Below are 17,908 nucleotides of genomic sequence, written 5' to 3' on the forward strand. Positions count from 1 at the left end.
ATCTACCTGCAAGCCGCAGCGGAGACCCTACCAGGTCCCCGTGAAGCCGCCGCCCGCGCGCCTCGCCGACCGCTTCGCGGCGCTCAAACCAGGTTTCGCAGCAGGCTCGCGGTCTCCTGCAGCGCCGGCAAAACGCGGTGCAGCGCGGCGTTCGCCGACTCCTCGCCGATCGGCATGCTGACGCTGATCGCCGCGACCACCGTACCGTGCCGGTCGCGCAGCGGGACCGCGACGCCGCGCACACCAATCTCGAGCTGCTGGTCGGTGACCACGTAGCCGTTGCGGCGGATTTCGCCAAGCACTTCTCTGAGCCGTTCGACGGTCGAATAGGTGTACGGCGTGAAAACCTTGATCGGATACGACGCGAGCCACGGGTCGATGCTGTCGGGCGGCTGGAACGCGAGCAGCACGAGCCCCGCCGACGATAACGGCGCCGGCGCGCGCGAGCCGGTCACGAAGCCGACCGCCATCGCCCGATTCACGCCGTTGCGCGCGACGTAGACGACGTCGTGTTCGTCGAGGATCGCGACCAGCGCGGTTTCCTGCACGGTCGCGGTGATCCGCTGCAGGAACGGTTGCACCGTGCGCGGCAGCCGCGCCGAATCGAGGTAAGACTGGCCGAGCCGCAGCACGCGCGGCGCGAGCCAGAACAGCTTGCCGTCTGTGTCGACGTAGCCGAGCTCGCGCAGCGTCAGCAAATAGCGGCGCGCAGCCGTGCGCGACAGGCCGGCGCGCGCGGCGACCATCGTTGGCGTCATGCGCGCGTGCTCTTCGTCGAATGCTTCGATGATCGCGAGCGCCTTCGCGGCGCCCGCGATCCAGTCCTTGTCGTCCATGTCGTTTGCTCGTGGAAGGAGCGGGGGATCGCGGTCCGGTCCGCAAGTCGCTTGATCACCGCGATCCGCAGGCCGGCGACCGCACGGCCGTTGCGCGATTATCGCGCGACTTGCGGGCTTTGCCTGCCCGGCGCGCGACGCCCGCGTATCATGTGAGCGATTCCTTACCGGCTGAGCACCGCGTGGCGCGCCTGCGCGGCTTCCCAGCGCGATCCCAAGACAAATCAGAAGAAATCTTGAATCCCGATACCCGCCAACACCTGCGCGCGAACGTGCTGATGCTGATCGCGGCGATGATCTGGGGCTCCGCGTTCGTCGCACAGCGACTGAGCCTCGATACGATCGGCCCGTTCCTGTTTACCGGCTTGCGCTTTCTGCTCGGCGCGCTCGTCGTGCTGACGATGATCGTCTGCGTGCGCCGCGCGGCGCTCGCCGAGCTGACGAAGCGCGCGCCCGGCGGAGCCCGCGAACTGCTTGGCGCGGGCGGGCTGCTCGGCGTCGTGCTGGCCGTGTCGATCTCGCTGCAGCAGATCGGCCTGTATGTGGTGATCGTGCCGCTGCTCGGCGTGCTGTTGCGCCACCGGACTGGCCTCCGTACGTGGCTTGGCGCGCTACTGGCGGCCGTTGGCATGTACTTCCTGAGCGTCGACGAGCACTTTTCGATGCTGTACGGCGACTGGTATCAGCTCGCCGGGGCGCTGGTGATTTCCGCGCAGATGATGCTGGTCGGCCGCTTCGCGGCGCGCCACGACACGCTGATGCTCGCACTCGCGCAGTTCGTGACCTGTGGGCTCGTGTGTCTGTCGATCGGCCTTGCCATTGAACCCGTTAGCGCCGCGGTAATTGCGCGAGCCGCGCCGACGATCGCGTACGGCGGTGCGTTATCGGTGGGCGTCGCGTATACGATCCAGGTGGTCGCGCAGCGCTACGCGGCGCCCTCGCATGCGGCGGTGATTTTCAGCATGGAAGGCGTGTTCGCGGCGTTTGCGGGCTGGCTCGTCCTCGGCGAAACGCTGACGACTCGCGCGTTGTTCGGCTCTGCGCTGATGCTCGCGGGATTGATCGTGTGTCAGATACTGCCGGGCTGGAAACGCGCCCGGCAGCGTGCGCCGCAGGTGATGTGATTTACAGCGTTATAAAACGATTCGACGCCAACGCTCGGTGCGCGATGCGCGCCGACAGGCGTCTTGCCCCTTCGCCCAACTATGCCGCGCGCGGATGAGCGAATAGGCTCGGCGTATCGGCGGTTGGCGGAAACACGCACCAGCAGCCGTCGTCGTGGCGAAAGAAGAACAGACCCCGCCCGCCCTGTTCCGACGACGTCTCCACCCTCACATAGCGCCGCCCGCCCGCGCGCGTGCGGCTGAACTCCGTCACGTGAACCGGCTCGGCCGGCGATGGCGAAAGCCACTTCTCGACCAGAAACCGCAACGACTGTTCGCTCGCGGCTCTCATGATCTGCTCCGGAACAGCCTGTCGCGCTGCGCATCGCGCGCGGACTCGGGACTGTCGTCGCGAGCGGCGTCGCCGTTCTCGGCGGCTGCCAGCGCCATCATCCGACTCGTCGCGACCGCACGCAACGAGCTGCAATGGGCCGCATGTCGAAGGTCCGACAGAAGACGGACTAGCTGTCGTGCTGATCTGCGTCTCATACATCCCCCGCACTGCACCAGAAACCTCACAAAGCACTTTAACTCTATGCCGGATTGTTCGTTGGGCAAATGATTTTGACTAAATAGCAACAGTCGCGCTTGCAATAAGAAGGCGCGCAATCTTCGTGCCGCGTTATCAATGTGCGCGTTCGGTGGGCGGAAATCTGTGCGTTGGCGAGCGCTTCGCTTCGCGCGAAGCGTCGATGCAGGAGCAACGGGAAGTGTCGGTCGGAGACTTGTTATCCACAGCGACCTCTGAATAACTTCGGGATAGCGCGGCGAACAGCCTGTGCGCGAAATCTTGATAAAGATCAGGGTCGGCTAACGGTGTTCGAACTTATCCCAGTTATGTAGTTTTTCTACCGACGTGTTCCGCAAGGTTATAGGTTTCGCATGATGTTGAAGCGGCGCGACATTTGCGACTTATCCACAGAATCGGTTAACCCTTGTTAACTACTACTACGTATGTATACGTATCAAGTAAACACCATAAGGTGAATGTCGCTGCGCGCCTGAATCAGAGGCTGATCGGACCTTGATCAGCCTCGATCCGAAAGCCGCTGCGCCGCTGTCACGGCACCAGAGGCGCCGTGCCGCTCGCGGGTTCGATCGCTGCAGCCTGGCCAATCGGGTCGGCGGGCTGGACCGGCGAGGATGTCGACGGTGTCGTCAACGGAACCGGTGCGGGCGCGGTTAACTGCACTGGCGTGGGCGCTGACTGGACCGCCTGAGCCACAGCTGGTGGCGTCACGGCGACAGGCTTGTCGGTCGTCGGTTGGGCGAGCGCTGGTGACGTCGTCTGAACCGGCACGGTCGGCGTCGCTCGAACTGCAGCGGAGGTGGTCGCCGCTACCGGCTCGGGCACCGGTTCAGGGATCGTCAGTTGAAGCGGCGCTGCTACCGGCATCGGCAGCGTCCGCGTCTCGATCGGGCTGCTCGTCACCGGCTGCGTGCGCACGACCGTCTGCAAGTAATGATCGACGAGACCGAAAAAGCGGTCATAGAACTTGCCCGACGGAATCGTCTCGCTCGAGATCTTCACCATCGCGTCGCTATTGGAGCGAATCGGCAGCGACAGCGAACCGAGCACGCTGAGCCCGACGCTCGCCGACGTATCGCTCTTCTTCAACGCGAAGCCGTTCTGCACCGCGTTCACATACACGATGCTGGTATCGGCCGCCTCTTCGCCGGGCGTGCACACGACGTGAAATTCGACGACCACGTGCGAATCGCCGGTCGGCTGAAAATTCTTCGTGCCGTCGACGGTATCGGGACGCGACATCGTCGTCAGATAGCCTTGGCTCAGCAATGCGCGGCGCGCGGCTTCGCAGCTATCGCCCGTACTCGAATTAAAATTGCGCGCGTACGGGCTTGCGCCGGTTTCGAATAGTTCCTCAGTGAATTTGGGTTGCGGCGTGCTGCTGCATGCCGTGAGCGCGACCAGCCCGAACAGGGCCGCGGCGGTGGTGCGGGAAAAGGGGTTCTGCATGATCAGTTGCGAGAAGCGCTTCGTGAGCGCGAATGGAAATGCATTGTAGAGCGGGCAGCGTCACGTGCGTAAAAAGCGTGCAAGGTACAGCCCGGACCCTATTGCAGCGGGTAACACCACGTCAACTTGAAGCACGCTGCCGCGCTCTCGCAGTGCATGCGGGCGAAAATGCGAAAGAAATCGCGCGTGCGTGCCTAGTTCGACGTCGTGCGCGTCGAGCCAATCGTCGCGGCCGAAGTCGACCCAGAGGTCGCGGCCGACGATGCCCCGGCTGCCCCGCTCGCGGCGGGTGCCGCGGATGCAATGAGCACCGCCGGCACGCTGAACGCGTCGGCCCACGGATTCGCGCTGGCGCAACGATCCGCCTCGCACGACGCGGCCCCCCCAACGGCCCCGGAAGCGCCGTCAGCGGGTGTCGCAACCGCCGCGAAATCCTCCACGCGCAGATTCACCTTCTGCGCATAGGCCTTCGAGCCGCCATAGCTCTTGAGCGCGGTATTCAGATCGCCGTTCGCCGAGCGCATGTAGCCGTACAGAATCGCCGAGCCCGCTTCGATGTTCGCACCCGGCTCGGTCAGATCCTTCACGTTGCGCAGCAGGCCGCGGTGCGCCTGCGGCACGACCTGCATCAGCCCCGTCGCGCCATTGGCGCCGCGGGCTTTTTCCTTGAAGCGGGATTCGATCGAGATGATGGCGAGCAGCAGCGCCGGAGGAAGGGAGTATTTGTTGGCGGCGGATTGCACCGCGTCGGAGATCTTTTGAGCCTTTTCTTTGCCCACACCGAACTTCTGCGTCAGGTACGCCGATATTCGGTCGGTGTTCTCGTCGGCCGCCGCGGTTTGCGCGAGGCCGAGCGAAAGCACGATCAGGCAAAGTAACCGGCTCATAGTGGACGTCGGAGGAAGCAAAGATCCGCGCATTATAGCGCCGCGGCGTCGGGCGGCGCCTTTCCTCGGCAATTTTTGTCTTTTAAATCAAGGGTGACCGGAACTCGCCCCGCTTTCCGATGCGTTCATTTGACCGCTTTTAACTTCAGGTCATAGCCGTCGCTCAGCGTCGCGAGGAACGCGGCGACGTCGTCGATATCACGCTCGGACCAGACCGGACGCTCGCCCGTTTTGTGCGTCAGCGGCTCGTCGGTCGTATCGACGTTCACGCGCAGTGCGACCGGCAGATCGTTGAATTTGTCGACTTTGCCGTGCGCATCCCTTGGATACCACTTGTCCGGGTTCGTGTCGCGTTGCACGTAGAAACGCAACGCCTCTTTCAGCGTGTGGAAGCGACCGTTGTGAAAAAACACTTGACGCGTCGCGGTATTGCGCAGCGATACCGACTTGAACAGTCCGCAGTTCAGCTTGTCGCTCTGATCCGTACGCAATGGTCCGCACAGGCCCATGTCGAAATACTTCGGATCGGCGTTGACCTTCAGTTCAGCGTTGCGCGGCACGCCAAGCGCCTGAAAGTTGTAGTCGGTGAAAAGCGGATGAGCGCCGTTCACGCCCGACTGGTCGATATGACAGGATGCGCAATTGCCGCCGGCGGGGTCGTCGAACAGTTTTTTGCCGCGCAACTCTTGTGCAGTTAGTTGCACTTTCCCGTCCAGGTAGTAGTCGAACTTGCTCGTGTACGGATGAAAACTCGGGTCTTCGAGCTCGAAGCGCTCGATCGCGTACATCGCCTGGGTGAACGCCTTGGTCGGATCGGCAAAAATGTTCTGGCCGAATACTTCCTTGAAGCGCGCAGCGTAGGGCGCGCGCTGCATCTTCGCGAGCAATGCGGCCGGATCCTTGTTGGCCATCTCGTTCGGATTGAACAGCGGGAAGTTCGCCTGATCGTGCAGATAGTTGAAGCGTCCGTCCCAGCCGAAGCCGCCGACCGGCGCGTTGTCCGTTTCGCTGAGCCGCTCGGACAGGCTCGCCGCCTGCGCATGCGTCCAGATCGGCGTACGGTTCAGCACGTAGCGCAGGCTCGGCACCGCGCGCGTGCCCTGCTGATGCAAGTCCGCGCCGCCCAGTTGCGCGGCGAGACCGTTGGGCGGCCCGTACGCGTGCTCGGGACTGTGACAGCTCGCGCACGACATCTTGCCCGAGGCCGACAGCGCCGGATCGAAGAACATCAGTTTGCCGAGCGCGGCGGCGTCGCTATAGACGGGCTTCGCATCGGCGGATGCCGGTGTCGCATTCGACGCAACAGCGGGCGCCGCACCGGCGCCCCCCAGTAACGCGCCGCCCATCAGGGCGGCGAGCGCTATCCGACGCGCGCTCGCGCGCGCCGTGAATCGCATGACAGAAGACAGCATCGAGTCTTTTACAGGTTCGTGAAGATGTCGCTGCCGAACCCCACCAGACCGGCCTGTGCCGCATAACCAAGGTGGTCGAGCTGGAAGATGTCCTCGATGCTCTTCAGCATCGAATAGTGGTTGTACGGCACCGTGGACACCGTACCCGGGCTTGATGAACTTCGAGATCATCACAGCGCCGGTCTGGTCGCCGCCGTAGCTCGACTTGGTCAGGTTGATCGTGATGCCGTTATAGGCGAGCGACGAAGTCTCCGGGAACGACGGCAGGTTCGGGCCGGGTTGCTGGCTACAGCAGGTCGTGCCCGCAAATACCAGATCCTCGCCCGACGCGGACTGCGTGACCGTCGCGTAGCTGCTTTCGTCGAAGTTGATGATCAGCAGGCCATCCTTCTGGAACGCCGGCGATGCGGTGATGATCGGCACCCACTTCTGCAGGAACGTGTTCGCGCTCGTCAGGCCGCCCGGCTGGCCGTTCACGCAAGGTGCGTCGTGGCCGTCGTCGCACAGGTTCGGCGTGATCAGGTTGAAGTTCGCCGTGGTCGAGACCGATTGCAGATCGTTCTGCAGGTTATTCAGATTGACGACGTGCTGTCCGCAGTCCGGCGAATCGATGATCGAGTGGAAGTACATGAACGGATTGTGGCGCGTCGCATACTGGTCGCCGAGCGGCACGGCCGCGCTCGGCGCTTCGGCCGACTGCGTGAGGTCCGTCGTGTTCAGCGTCGGATGGCCGCAGGTGGCCGCTTCGCGCGACGGATCGTTGCCCATGTCGCCTTCATAGCCCTTCCACGTATAGCCCGCTGCCTTCAGCTGGTCCGGCAACGTCTTCACGCTCGCCGGATACACGCAGCCCGAGCCGATCGCCTGGCCATCGGACGTCATGCCGGTCAGCTTGAAGTCCTGATAGGTCATGCAGTCGTTGTCGGTCTCGTTGGTCGGCGACTGGCCGCTGATCATCGAGATGTAGTTGTCGAGACTCACGTGGCCCGTGCCGTAGTACTGCTGCACGAGCGCGCCTTGCGATGCCAGTGTTTGCGCGAGATACGGCGCTTTGGTGTTGGCGCCGAACGTGGTCGCGTAGTTTTCGTTTTCGAGCGTGATCACGAAGACGTGGCGAATCTGCTGCTGTCCGGTCAGTTGCAGCCCGCCGGACGAAGAAGACGAGCCGCAGGCGGCCACGATCAAAGCGATTAAAGCCGCGCAAGCGGCCATGATGAGTGCGCGTAGCCCAATGCGGTGTGACATGTTCGTTGCCCTCTGTTGCTGTCTCTTTGTTGCCCTGTCGGGAATGCGGTTTTATTTGCGGGCAGACTTTATGGAGCGCCTATGACATTGACGTGAAAGTTGACGTTCGTTCACCGATAAAACCATTGGCGAACCAGCGGGTTGCCGACTCGATTCACGCTTCGCGCCGATTTGAGACAATGCGCGTCGGCCGCGCGCATCCATCGTTGCGCGCCGCCTCAACGAACAACCGATGTTTTCAGCTATGAGCAAGACCGCGTTTATTCCCAGCGTCCCCGGCACGTCGGAGGACGACTTCGAGATTTCGGCGAGCGCGAAAATGGCCGGCTACCGGCGCTTTTTCGGCGTATTGAAGGTGCTGCGCACGACCGACGGCCGCGTGCTGTTTCCATTCGATGGCGCGCCCGAACTGGGCCCACACGCGAGCCGACTCGAAGCGCTCGCGGCCGCGCAGGTGTATGGCGAACACATCGTCGCGAGCGATCTGGCGCGGCCGGAGTTGTAGGATTCGTCGATCACCCGGCGATAAGCCGATAGGCGAAAAAATGCGGGTGGGTTAGCGCACGCGTACCCGGTTTGCCGCGCCGGCCCCCGCACGCGCGGCGAGCACACCTCCGAGCACGCCGCCGACATGGCTCTGCCACGACACATCCGGATAGATCGGCAGTACGCCGAACAGCAGGCTCAGACCGTAGCTGCTGACGACGACCAGGGCCACGAGGATCGACACGAGATTGCGCGTGTAGTAGCCGCGGGCGACCAGGTAGCCCGCATAGCCGAACACCAGCCCGCTCGCGCCGATATGCACCGAATACGGCGCGCCGAATAGCCACGCGCAAAGACCGGCGCCGAGCATCGCGCCGATGGTCGCGCGCCAGAAGCCGGCGATGTTCGGCCACGTACACAGCCAGCCGAGTACGACGAGCCCGCTCGTGTTGGCGGCGATGTGTCCGACGCTCGCATGCAGCCACGGCGCGAACAGGATGCCCTGCAAGCCGTCGAGCGAACGCGGCACGACGCCGTGTTCGTTCAGATGCAGGAACGGCAACGCAACCGACAGAAAGAACACCGCCCACATCGAAGCGACGAACAGCGCGATTAGCACGACGCGTGACTTCAGCTTTTCGGTTAGCGTGTTGGGAGGTGAGGTCTTCATGATGACGAGGCCACATGGGATGTCGACAGAGGGTAGTCGATGTGGCGTCGTCACGTCGAGGCATCGTGGCAAGACAGATGCCGATCGTGTTTCGTCCGCCGGACCGCATGGCGGCGCGGCTGATTGCATGAGCTTGCGGCCCGGTTTGCCGCTACGTCTTCGTCACTCCACCGTCACCGACTTCGCCAGGTTCCGCGGCTTATCCACATCCGTGCCACGCGCACAAGCGGTGTGATACGCGAGCAACTGCAGCGGCACGACGTGCAGGATCGGCGACAGCAAGCCATAGTGCTCTGGCATCCGGATCACATGCAGCCCTTCGCCGTTGACGATCTTCGTATCGGCATCGGCGAACACATAAAGCTCGCCGCCGCGCGCGCGCACTTCCTGGATGTTCGACTTCAGCTTTTCGAGCAGCGCGTCGTTCGGCGCGACCGTCACCACCGGCATCGCTTCGGTCACGAGCGCCAGCGGCCCGTGCTTCAGCTCGCCAGCCGGATACGCCTCGGCGTGGATATACGAAATCTCCTTGAGCTTCAGCGCGCCTTCGAGCGCGATCGGATAGTGCATGCCGCGTCCGAGGAACAACGCATGTTCCTTTCGCGAAAACTCCTCCGACCACGCGATGATCTGCGGCTCCAGCGCGAGCACGCTGTTGAGCGCCGCCGGCAGGTGGCGCAACTGCTTCAGATAACTCGCTTCCTGCTCGTCGTTCAAACGTCCGCGCAGCTTCGCGAGCGTTGCCGCCAGCGTGAACAGGGCAACCAGCTGCGTCGTGAATGCCTTGGTCGACGCGACGCCGATCTCGCGGCCCGCGTGCGTGAGGAACGACAACTCGGTCTGCCGCACCATCGCGCTCGTGCCGACGTTGCAGATCGCGAGCGTGTGCTTGTGGCCGAGCCCCTGCGCGTGCTTGAGCGCCGCGAGCGTGTCGGCGGTTTCGCCCGACTGCGAAATCACCACCACCAGCGACTTCGGATTCGGCACCGACTCGCGATAGCGATACTCGCTCGCGATCTCGACCTGAGTCGGAATCTTCGCGAGCGATTCGAGCCAGTACTTGGCGGTGAGCCCCGAGTAGTAGCTGGTGCCGCACGCGAGAATCAGCAGGCTGTCGATGTCCGCGAACACCTGGCGCGCGCCTTCGCCGAAGATCGACGCATCGAACGCGTCGGCCTGCGGAATCGTGTCGGTGATCGCGCGCGGCTGCTCGAAGATTTCCTTCTGCATGAAGTGGCGATACGGGCCGAGTTCGACCGCGCCGCCATAGGCGGCCACCTGGCGCACCTCGCGTTGCGCGGCCTCGCCCTGGCGATCGGCGATGCGCACGCCATCGAGCGACAGTTCGCAGACGTCGCCTTCCTCGAGGAAGATGAAGCGCTCGGTGCTGCCTGCGAGCGCGAGCGCGTCCGATGCGAGGAAGTTTTCGCCGTCCCCGAGCCCGACCACGAGCGGCGAGCCCTGACGCGCGCCGACCACCGTATGCGGCTGATCCTCGTGCAGCACCGCGATCGCATACGCGCCGTGCAGTTGCGCGATCGCCTCGCGCACCGCGGCGAACAGGTCGCCGCGATACAGGCTATGGACCAGGTGCGCGATAACCTCGGTGTCGGTCTGCGAGACGAACTCGTAACCCTTGCCGCGCAGCATTTCGCGCAAGGTCTCGTAGTTTTCGATGATACCGTTGTGTACCAACGCCAGCGCATCCCGCGAGAAGATCGGGTGCGCGTTGTCGGTGACCGGTGCGCCATGCGTGGCCCAGCGTGTATGCGCGATGCCCGTCACGCCTTCGAGGTGACCGTCGCGCACCTGGCCTTCGAGGTCGGCCACGCGCGCGACGCTGCGCGCGCGGCTCGGCCCGCGAGCGCTGAGCACGGCGACGCCGCACGAATCGTAGCCGCGATATTCGAGGCGTCGCAGTCCTTCGATCAGGACGGGAACGATATTACGTTGCGCAACCGCGCCGACAATGCCGCACATGGTGTATTCCTTTTCAGTGCCGGATTCAGTGAGCGCGCCTCGTGGGCACGCCGTATCGATCAGCTTTTCTTTTTGACAGGGCGCACGTAGCCCGTCTTGCTCGTCTGGGTTTTATCGTTCAACACCAGCGCGTCGGCGGCGACGTCCTTCCACACCGTGGTGCCGGCCGCGATCGTCGCGCCGCGCTGCACGCGCACCGGTGCGACCAGCTGCGTGTCCGAGCCGACGAACACGTCGTCCTCGATCACGGTGCGGAATTTGTTGGCGCCGTCGTAGTTGCAGGTGATCGTGCCCGCGCCGATATTCACGCGCGCGCCGACATCCGCATCGCCGATGTAGGTGAGGTGGTTGGCCTTCGAGCCATGACCGAGCACCGCGTTCTTGATCTCGACGAAGTTCCCTACATGAGACTCGTCCTGCAGCGCCGCGCCTGTGCGCAAGCGCGCATATGGACCGACAACGGCCTTCGCGCCGACTTCCGCGCCTTCGATGTGCGTGAACGCATCGACGCGCGTACCGGCGCCGATACTCGCGTTGCGAATCACGCAGTTCGGCCCGATGCTGACGTTGTCGGCCAGCGTCACACGGCCTTCGAACACGCAGTTGACGTCGATCGACACGTCGCGGCCGCATTCGAGCGTGCCGCGCACGTCGACGCGCGCCGGGTCGGCGAGCGTCACGCCCGCGACGAGTAGTGCGTCGGCGACATTGCGCTGATGAATCCGCTCGAGCTCGGCGAGCTGCTGCTTGCTGTTGACACCGAGCGTTTCCCACTCGTCGTCGGGCTGCGTGGTGACGACTTCGAGGCCGGCTTCGATCGCCATTTCGACCGCGTCGGTCAGATAGAACTCGCCTTGCGCGTTGTCGTTTTTGAGCGCCGCGAGCCAGCCGGCAAGGCGCGCGGTCGGCGCGACGATGATGCCGGTGTTGATTTCGGCGATCTTCAGCTGCTCGGGACTCGCGTCCTTCTGCTCGACGATGCGTTGCACGTTGCCGTGCTGATCGCGCACGATGCGACCGTAACCGGTCGGGTCGTCGAGCGTGACGGTGAGCACGCCGTAGCCGTCCTGGCCGGCACGCCCGGTCAGTGCACGCAGCGTTTGCGCACGCGTGAGCGGCACGTCGCCATAAAGCACCAGCGTGGGCAACGATGGATCGAGCAGCGGCAGCGCCTGCTGCACCGCGTGGCCGGTGCCGAGCTGTTGCTCCTGCACCGCGAACTGGATATCGGGCGCCGCGACGGCTTCGCGCACGGCTTCGGCGCCGTGGCCGATCACGACGATCAGGCGGGCGGGCTTCAGCGCGCGGGCGGTGTCGATGACATGAGCGAGGAGCGGCCGGCCGGCCAGAGGATGGAGCACCTTGGGAAGCGCGGACCGCATGCGCTTGCCGGTACCTGCCGCCAAAATGACGATGTTCATGGCGTCGGCAAATAGACGAGTTTGGAGCGGACGATTCTATCATGCTGCACCTGCAAAAAAAGGCCGCAGACGCGGCCTTGGCAGGGCTTGCAAGCCGGCGGAAAAGCGCCGGAATGCCGTCGGAACAGGCACTTTTCGCTCGTTACAGGTCGTCGAACTGGACCAGCGAAATGGTCTTCGCACTGGTGAGCGGCGCGTCTTCGTCGCCGCTCGAGCATGGTTCTTCGTCGAATGCGATGTCACCTTGCGGGTCGGCTTCGCCGCTCGCGCGCAGCCCCGCGAACGCAAACAGCTGGTGATCCATCAGATGCGACGGCACCACGTTCGACAACGCATTGAACATGTTCTCGATGCGGCCCGGGAAACGCTTTTCCCAGTCGCGGACCAGCGCCTTCATTTCCGCGCGCTTAAGGTTTGGTTGGCTACCGCACAGATTGCACGGAATGATCGGGAATTCACGCAACTCGGCGTACTTCTCCAGATCGGTTTCCTTCACGTAGGCGAGCGGCCGGATCACGATGTTCTTGCCGTCGTCCGATTGCAGCTTGGGCGGCATGCCCTTCAACTTGCCGCCATAGAACAGGTTCAGCAGCAGCGTTTGCAGGATGTCGTCGCGATGATGGCCGAGCGCGATCTTGGTCGCGCCGAGCTCGCCGGCGACGCGATACAGGATGCCGCGCCGCAGCCGCGAGCACAGCGAACAGGTGGTCTTGCCCTCCGGCACGAGCCGCTTGACGATGCTGTAGGTGTCCTGATTCTCGATGTGAAACGGGATGTCGAGCTGGGTCAGATACTCGGGCAGCACGTGCTCGGGAAAGCCCGGCTGCTTCTGGTCGAGGTTTACCGCGACGATGTCGAAATTGATCGGCGCGCGCTCGCGCAGCCGCATCAGGATCTCGAGCATCGCGTAACTGTCCTTGCCGCCCGACAGGCACACCATCACCTTGTCGCCGTCCTCGATCATGTTGTAGTCGCCGATCGCCTGGCCGACCTGGCGCGCGAGACGCTTGAAGAGCTTGTTGTTCTCGTACGCTTCCTTCTGCTCGCGGCGCGTGAGCGGCGATTTCGGGGCGCGGGCGGCGCACGGTGCCGCGGTGGCGTCAGCGGCTTCGTTGTCTGCGGTCAGCATTTCCGGTGCGTTCATCGCTCAGTCCTCCTTGATGCGGAAGACTTCGACGCCGACCGCATCGCAGTCCGGATACACGTCCGGCTTTTCGGTCGACACGCGCGCGCCGCGCACCTGCGGATGTTCGAGCATCGCGCGCACGAGGTCGTCGCACAGCGTTTCCTGCAGATGAATATGGCCTTGCGAGACGCGCCTCGCGATCGTCGAGCGCATGAAGTCGTAGTCGACGACTTCGGTGAGCTTGTCGTGCACCGGCGTGGACATCGCGAGCGGCACGAACAGTTCGACGTTGATCACGACGCGCTGCTCGCCGCGCTTTTCGAAGTCGTGCACGCCGATATTGATGTGCACTTCGTAATTGCGCAGAAAAAGCCGGCGGCAATCGGCGAGCCGGGGGTGCGAAAGAGCGGCAAACATGTTCGTTCCAGTCCAAAAAAGCGTGCGGGGCACGCAAAGGGGCGCTTCGCCACACGCGACGGCCGCCTCGAAGGCCGGCCACGCGCGCGTGTCAGGCGCCCGTCAAAAACATCACGTCGCGCGGCAGCGGCACGAGATGCTGCCCGCCGTCGACCACCAGCGTCGTTCCGGTAACGCCGGCTGCATCCGCGAGATACAGCGCGGCGGCGACGATATCCTCGGGCCGCGACGCACGGCCAAGAGGCGTCATACGGTGAGCGGCCTCGAACCCGTGCTGGGTCTGGTCGCCCGATTGCATGGTCAGCCCGGGCGCGAGCCCGACCACCCGGAGCTTCGGCGCGAGCGCCTGAGCGAGCGCGACCGTCGCGGTCTGCAGCGCCGCCTTCGACAGCGTGTACGACAGATAGTCCGGGTTCATGTTGTACAGCTTCTGATCCAGCACATTGATGACGACGCCGCGCTGGCTTTCGTCGCGCAACGCCGCATCGGGCGTCGCGTCGTAAAGCATGCGCGCGAGCACGAGCGGCGCGCCGACGTTCATCGCGGTCAGCTTCAGCAGCAGCTCGTAGCCGACGTCGCGCGCCGTGTCTTCCTCGAAGCGCGACGCGTTATTGACGATGCACGACGGCCGCCCGAGCGCAGCGGCGCAGTCCGGCAGCAGCCGGGCGACCTGCGCCTCGTCGCCGAGCTCGGCGTGCAGCGCGACCGCGCGGCGGCCCAGCGCGACGATCTGCGCGACCACTTCGTCGGCGTCCTCACGCGAGGCACCGTAGTGCACGGCCACGTCCCAGCCGCGCGCGGCGAAGCCGAGGGCGAGCGCGCGCCCGATGCGGCGCGCGGCGCCCGTAATCAGCACAACGCGGGGCGTTTCGGGCGGCAGTTCAGCCGCGCGGGCAGCGATGTCCGGAGAAACGGTCATTTACAATGCGGGGATGAATCCCAAAGCTCACCAACCCGATAGTTTACCTGCTCCCGGCCCGAGCGCGCTCGCGCAGTCCGACGCGCTCGTCGCCGAGATCCGCGCGCAGCTCGACGCGGCCGGCGGCTGGCTGCCGTTCGACCGCTACATGGAGCGCGCGTTGTACGCGCCGGGTCTCGGCTACTACAGCGGCGGTGCGCGAAAATTCGGCCTGCGCGCCGACGACGGCAGCGACTTCGTCACCGCGCCGGAATTGTCGCCGCTGTTCGCCGCGACGCTCGCGCGCCCGCTCGCCGAAGCGTTGGAGGCGAGTGGCACGCGCGATGTGATGGAGTTCGGCGCCGGCACCGGCAAGCTCGCCGCGGGCTTGCTCAATGCGCTCGACACGCTCGGCGCCGGGTTCGACAGCTATTCGATCATCGATCTATCGGGTGAGCTGCGCGAGCGGCAGCGCGAAACGATCGCGGCGACCGCGCCCGCGCTGCTCGCGAAAGTGCGCTGGCTCGACGCGTTGCCGCAGCGCTTCGAAGGCGTGGTGATCGGCAACGAGGTGCTCGATGCGATGCCGGTGCGGCTCTTCGCGCAAAACGGCGGTGTCTGGCGCGAGCGCGGCGTGGTGTGGCGCGACGGCGCCTTCGCGTTCGACGACCGGCCCGTCGCGGCCGCCGCGGACCTCGCGCTGCTGACCGAAATCGATGCGACCCGCGAACCGGCCGGCGACGACTACGTGACGGAAACGCACGAAGCCGCGCGCGCCTTCACGCGCACCATCTGCACGATGCTCGCGCGCGGCGCGATCTTGCTGATCGACTACGGTTTTCCGCGCCACGAGTACTACCACGACCAGCGCGCGCAGGGCACGCTGATGTGCCACTACCGGCACCGCGCGCACGGCGACCCGTTCCTGTACCCCGGTCTGCAGGACATCACTGCGCACGTCGAATTCACCGGCATCGCCGAGGCGGGCGTCGAGACCGGCGCGGACCTGCTCGGCTTCACATCGCAAGCGCGCTTCCTGCTGAACGCGGGCGTCACCGAGGTGCTCGGCGAAATCGATCCCGCCGACGCCGCGCGCTTTCTTCCCGCCGCCAACGCGGTACAGAAGCTGCTGTCCGAGGCGGAGATGGGCGAGCTCTTCAAGGTGATCGCGTTTTCGCGCGGACTCGACGATACGCTGCGCGCCTTTTCGAGCGGCGATCGTTCGCATACGCTGTGATCGTGAATCCGCTCTGGCTCGAGGACTCGCGATGATTCGCTGGCTTTTGACTACCTTCGTTGCCGTCGCGGTGCTGTCGTCGTGCTGGCCGTGGCTGAGGAAGCTCGGCATCGGCCGGATGCCCGGCGATGTGACCTTGCGGCTGTTCGGCCGCGAGTATCCGTTTCCGTTCATGTCGACGCTGGTGCTGTCGATGCTGTTGTCGCTGTTGGCGCGGGTGTTGTAGGCGCCGTCGCGCGCTACTTTACGCCCGCGCGACTTCAAGCCAGCGCAGCCTCTACCGCACGCACGCGCTCCTCATGCACGGCGTCCTTGATGCCGGCCGGCGCATCGGCGAGCCGCTGCGCCACTGCCCCTGCATCCACGCCTCGCGCGGCCACCAGTGCAAGCCTCAGCCGCTCGGCCTGCGGGTACTCGCTCATCTCGAGGCCGAGCCGCCCGCGTGCATCCGACTCGCAGGCCTGCAGCGCCTCGGCGAAGCGCGCCGGCTTCCTGATCGCGTCGCTGCGCTCGAGCAGGCGCACCAGAGCCGCCGCCCCCATCTCCATCACGCGATGAATATTGCCGTGCTCGCGCGCGACCAGCACCGCCAGATCGCGGCACTCGTTCGGCACGCGCAGCCGCTCGCACAGCGGCTTCAGCAGATCGACGCTGCGGCCCTCGTGGCCGATGTGCCGCGGCAGCAGGTCCTCCGGCGTGGTCGCCTTGCCGAGGTCGTGCGTCAGCGCCGCGAAGCGCACCGGCAGCGCGTAGCCCTGCTGCGCGGCATGGTCCAGCACCATCATCACGTGGACACCGGTATCGACCTCGGGGTGATAGTCGGCGCGCTGCGGCACGCCGAACAGCGCGTCGATCTCCGGCAGAATCCGCGCGAGCGCGCCGCAGTCGCGCAGCACGCCGAACATCCGCGACGGCTTCTTCTCCATCAACCCGCGCGACACCTCCTGCCACACGCGCTCGGCCACCAGCGCATCGGCTTCGCCGTCGGTGACCATCTCGCGCATCAGCGCCAGCGTTTCCGGTGCGACCGTGAAATCGAGGAAACGCGCCGCGAAACGCGCGATGCGCAGAATCCGCACCGGATCTTCGAGGAAGGCGGCGCTGACATGGCGAAAAAGCCGCGCCTGCAAGTCAGCCTGGCCGTTGAACGGATCGATGACGGGGCCGGTCAGTTCGCCGTCCGGGCGCACCTCGCGCGCCATCGCGTTGATCGTCAGATCGCGGCGCGCGAGGTCTTCTTCGAGCGTCACGTCGGGCGCATAGAAAAACTGGAAGCCGTGATAGCCGGCCGCCGTCTTGCGCTCGGTGCGCGCGAGCGCGTACTCCTCCTGCGTCTGCGGATGCAGGAATACCGGAAAGTCCTTGCCCACCGGCCGATAGCCCTGCGCGACCATCTGCTCGGGTGTTGCTCCCACCACCACGTAGTCGCGGTCCTGCACCGGCACGCCGAGCAGCTCGTCGCGGACCGCGCCACCTACTGCATAGATATTCATGGGCATTCGTCTTGATAGGCGATCGCGTGCGTTTCGCGGCGCGAGGCGTCGATCCATGCATCGACCGCGGGCAGCTCGGTGAGCCGCTCGACATAGGCGGCTGCGGTCTCCGACAACGCCGGCTTCCACGTGTTGAAGCGCATCGCGACCGGCGCGAACATCGCGTCGGCAATGCCGAATTCGCCGAACAGGAACGGACCGCCGTAGGTCTCGAGGCAGTCGCGCCAGATCGTCTCGATCCGCGCGATATCGGCGAGCGCGCCCGGCGTCGCGTTCTTGCCCGGGAACGACGCACGGATGTTCATCCACATCTTCGAGCGCAACTCGCCGAACCCCGAATGCATCTCGGCGCTGACGCTGCGCGCATGCGCGCGCGCCGCCGCGTCTCGCGGCCACAGCGCGTGTTGCGGGAAGCGCTCGGCGAGCGTTTCGGCGATCGCCAGCGAATCCCACACGGCCTGCCCGGCGTCGTCGATCAGGCACGGCACCTTGCCCGGTCCGCGCGGCGCCTGAGCGCGGATCTTCGCATTCGTGTCCGCTTCGTACAGCAGGATCAGTTCCTCGTCGAACGGAATGCCGAAGTGCGTGAGCAGCAGCCACGGACGCATCGACCACGACGAATAGTTCTTGTCACCAATCAGCAGTTTCATACTTGTTAT

17 protein-coding genes and 1 pseudogene are annotated in these 17,908 nt (G+C 64.9%); 4 read left to right on the plus strand and 14 right to left on the minus strand.

Going from position 1 to position 17,908, the window contains the following annotated elements; translation table 11 throughout:
* Positions 1-83: 83 nt before the first annotated feature.
* Positions 84-836 carry an IclR family transcriptional regulator domain-containing protein gene (locus OKW37_RS03220; RefSeq protein WP_018418696.1) on the minus strand — a complete coding sequence of 251 codons (753 nt, stop codon included), beginning with the start codon at positions 834-836 and terminating at the stop codon, positions 84-86.
* 236 nt (positions 837-1,072) lie between these two features.
* Between OKW37_RS03220 and OKW37_RS03225 the strand changes: the two genes are divergently transcribed.
* On the plus strand, positions 1,073-1,960 hold the full coding sequence (locus OKW37_RS03225) for a DMT family transporter (protein ID WP_429408079.1): 888 nt from the start codon (positions 1,073-1,075) through the stop codon (positions 1,958-1,960).
* 79 nt (positions 1,961-2,039) lie between these two features.
* Here OKW37_RS03225 and OKW37_RS03230 read toward each other — a convergent pair whose 3' ends face one another.
* From OKW37_RS03230 to OKW37_RS03250, 5 genes and pseudogenes are all read right to left on the minus strand, one after another.
* Positions 2,040-2,291 carry a hypothetical protein gene (locus tag OKW37_RS03230; protein WP_184056386.1) on the minus strand — a complete coding sequence of 84 codons (252 nt, stop codon included), beginning with the start codon at positions 2,289-2,291 and terminating at the stop codon, positions 2,040-2,042.
* Between the two features lie 768 nt (positions 2,292-3,059).
* The gene (locus OKW37_RS03235) at positions 3,060-3,977 is read right to left on the minus strand and encodes a DUF2242 domain-containing protein (protein WP_429408077.1); all 918 of its coding nucleotides are present in this window, start codon (positions 3,975-3,977) and stop codon (positions 3,060-3,062) included.
* Positions 3,978-4,171: 194 nt separating this feature from the next.
* Positions 4,172-4,864: a lytic transglycosylase domain-containing protein gene (locus OKW37_RS03240; protein ID WP_429408075.1), complete on the minus strand. Its 693-nt coding sequence runs from the start codon at positions 4,862-4,864 to the stop codon at positions 4,172-4,174.
* A 125-nt stretch (positions 4,865-4,989) separates the two neighbouring features.
* Positions 4,990-6,261, minus strand: coding sequence for a cytochrome-c peroxidase (locus tag OKW37_RS03245; protein WP_429509915.1), 1,272 nt, complete (start codon positions 6,259-6,261; stop codon positions 4,990-4,992).
* A 23-nt stretch (positions 6,262-6,284) separates the two neighbouring features.
* Positions 6,285-7,488 (minus strand): annotated as a pseudogene (locus OKW37_RS03250) (alkaline phosphatase family protein).
* Positions 7,489-7,765: 277 nt separating this feature from the next.
* Between OKW37_RS03250 and OKW37_RS03255 the strand changes: the two are divergent.
* Positions 7,766-8,026, plus strand: a complete 261-nt coding sequence (locus OKW37_RS03255; RefSeq protein WP_184035068.1) for a DUF6723 family protein — start codon at positions 7,766-7,768, stop codon at positions 8,024-8,026.
* A gap of 51 nt (positions 8,027-8,077) precedes the next feature.
* On the opposite strand, the gene OKW37_RS03260 is transcribed toward OKW37_RS03255, so the two are convergent.
* The 6 genes from OKW37_RS03260 to OKW37_RS03285 form a co-directional block, all read right to left on the minus strand.
* Entirely contained in the window at positions 8,078-8,677 is a 600-nt protein-coding gene (locus tag OKW37_RS03260; protein WP_429408069.1) for a rhomboid family intramembrane serine protease, read from the minus strand.
* A gap of 162 nt (positions 8,678-8,839) precedes the next feature.
* Complete coding sequence (glmS, locus tag OKW37_RS03265; protein WP_429408067.1) at positions 8,840-10,657, minus strand: glutamine--fructose-6-phosphate transaminase (isomerizing); 1,818 nt, start codon at positions 10,655-10,657, stop codon at positions 8,840-8,842.
* Positions 10,658-10,716: 59 nt separating this feature from the next.
* Entirely contained in the window at positions 10,717-12,078 is a 1,362-nt protein-coding gene (glmU, locus tag OKW37_RS03270) for a bifunctional UDP-N-acetylglucosamine diphosphorylase/glucosamine-1-phosphate N-acetyltransferase GlmU (RefSeq protein ID WP_429294082.1), read from the minus strand.
* A 142-nt stretch (positions 12,079-12,220) separates the two neighbouring features.
* Positions 12,221-13,222 (minus strand): tRNA 2-thiocytidine(32) synthetase TtcA, encoded by a 1,002-nt coding sequence (ttcA, locus tag OKW37_RS03275; RefSeq protein WP_429408065.1) that lies wholly within the window; start codon positions 13,220-13,222, stop codon positions 12,221-12,223.
* Positions 13,223-13,225: 3 nt separating this feature from the next.
* A complete protein-coding gene (locus OKW37_RS03280; protein WP_090802589.1) occupies positions 13,226-13,621 on the minus strand; it encodes a dihydroneopterin aldolase in 396 nt (131 codons plus the stop codon).
* Between the two features lie 91 nt (positions 13,622-13,712).
* Complete coding sequence (locus tag OKW37_RS03285) at positions 13,713-14,540, minus strand: SDR family oxidoreductase (RefSeq protein ID WP_184065800.1); 828 nt, start codon at positions 14,538-14,540, stop codon at positions 13,713-13,715.
* A 13-nt stretch (positions 14,541-14,553) separates the two neighbouring features.
* Between OKW37_RS03285 and OKW37_RS03290 the strand changes: the two genes are divergently transcribed.
* A complete protein-coding gene (locus tag OKW37_RS03290) occupies positions 14,554-15,756 on the plus strand; it encodes a class I SAM-dependent methyltransferase (protein ID WP_429408063.1) in 1,203 nt (400 codons plus the stop codon).
* Between the two features lie 31 nt (positions 15,757-15,787).
* Entirely contained in the window at positions 15,788-15,982 is a 195-nt protein-coding gene (locus OKW37_RS03295; protein ID WP_018418711.1) for a DUF2905 domain-containing protein, read from the plus strand.
* Positions 15,983-16,016: 34 nt separating this feature from the next.
* Here OKW37_RS03295 and OKW37_RS03300 read toward each other — a convergent pair whose 3' ends face one another.
* Both OKW37_RS03300 and OKW37_RS03305 read right to left on the minus strand, forming a co-directional pair.
* Positions 16,017-17,249, minus strand: a complete 1,233-nt coding sequence (locus OKW37_RS03300; RefSeq protein WP_429408061.1) for a multifunctional CCA addition/repair protein — start codon at positions 17,247-17,249, stop codon at positions 16,017-16,019.
* Positions 17,246-17,899 (minus strand): glutathione S-transferase family protein, encoded by a 654-nt coding sequence (locus OKW37_RS03305; RefSeq protein ID WP_429408059.1) that lies wholly within the window; start codon positions 17,897-17,899, stop codon positions 17,246-17,248. The genes OKW37_RS03300 and OKW37_RS03305 overlap by 4 nt, the downstream gene beginning before the upstream one ends.
* Between the last annotated feature and the right edge of the window lie 9 nt (positions 17,900-17,908).

It is taken from the genome of Paraburkholderia sp. MM5482-R2 (assembly GCF_050436125.1).
Lineage (GTDB): Bacteria > Pseudomonadota > Gammaproteobacteria > Burkholderiales > Burkholderiaceae > Paraburkholderia > Paraburkholderia tuberum.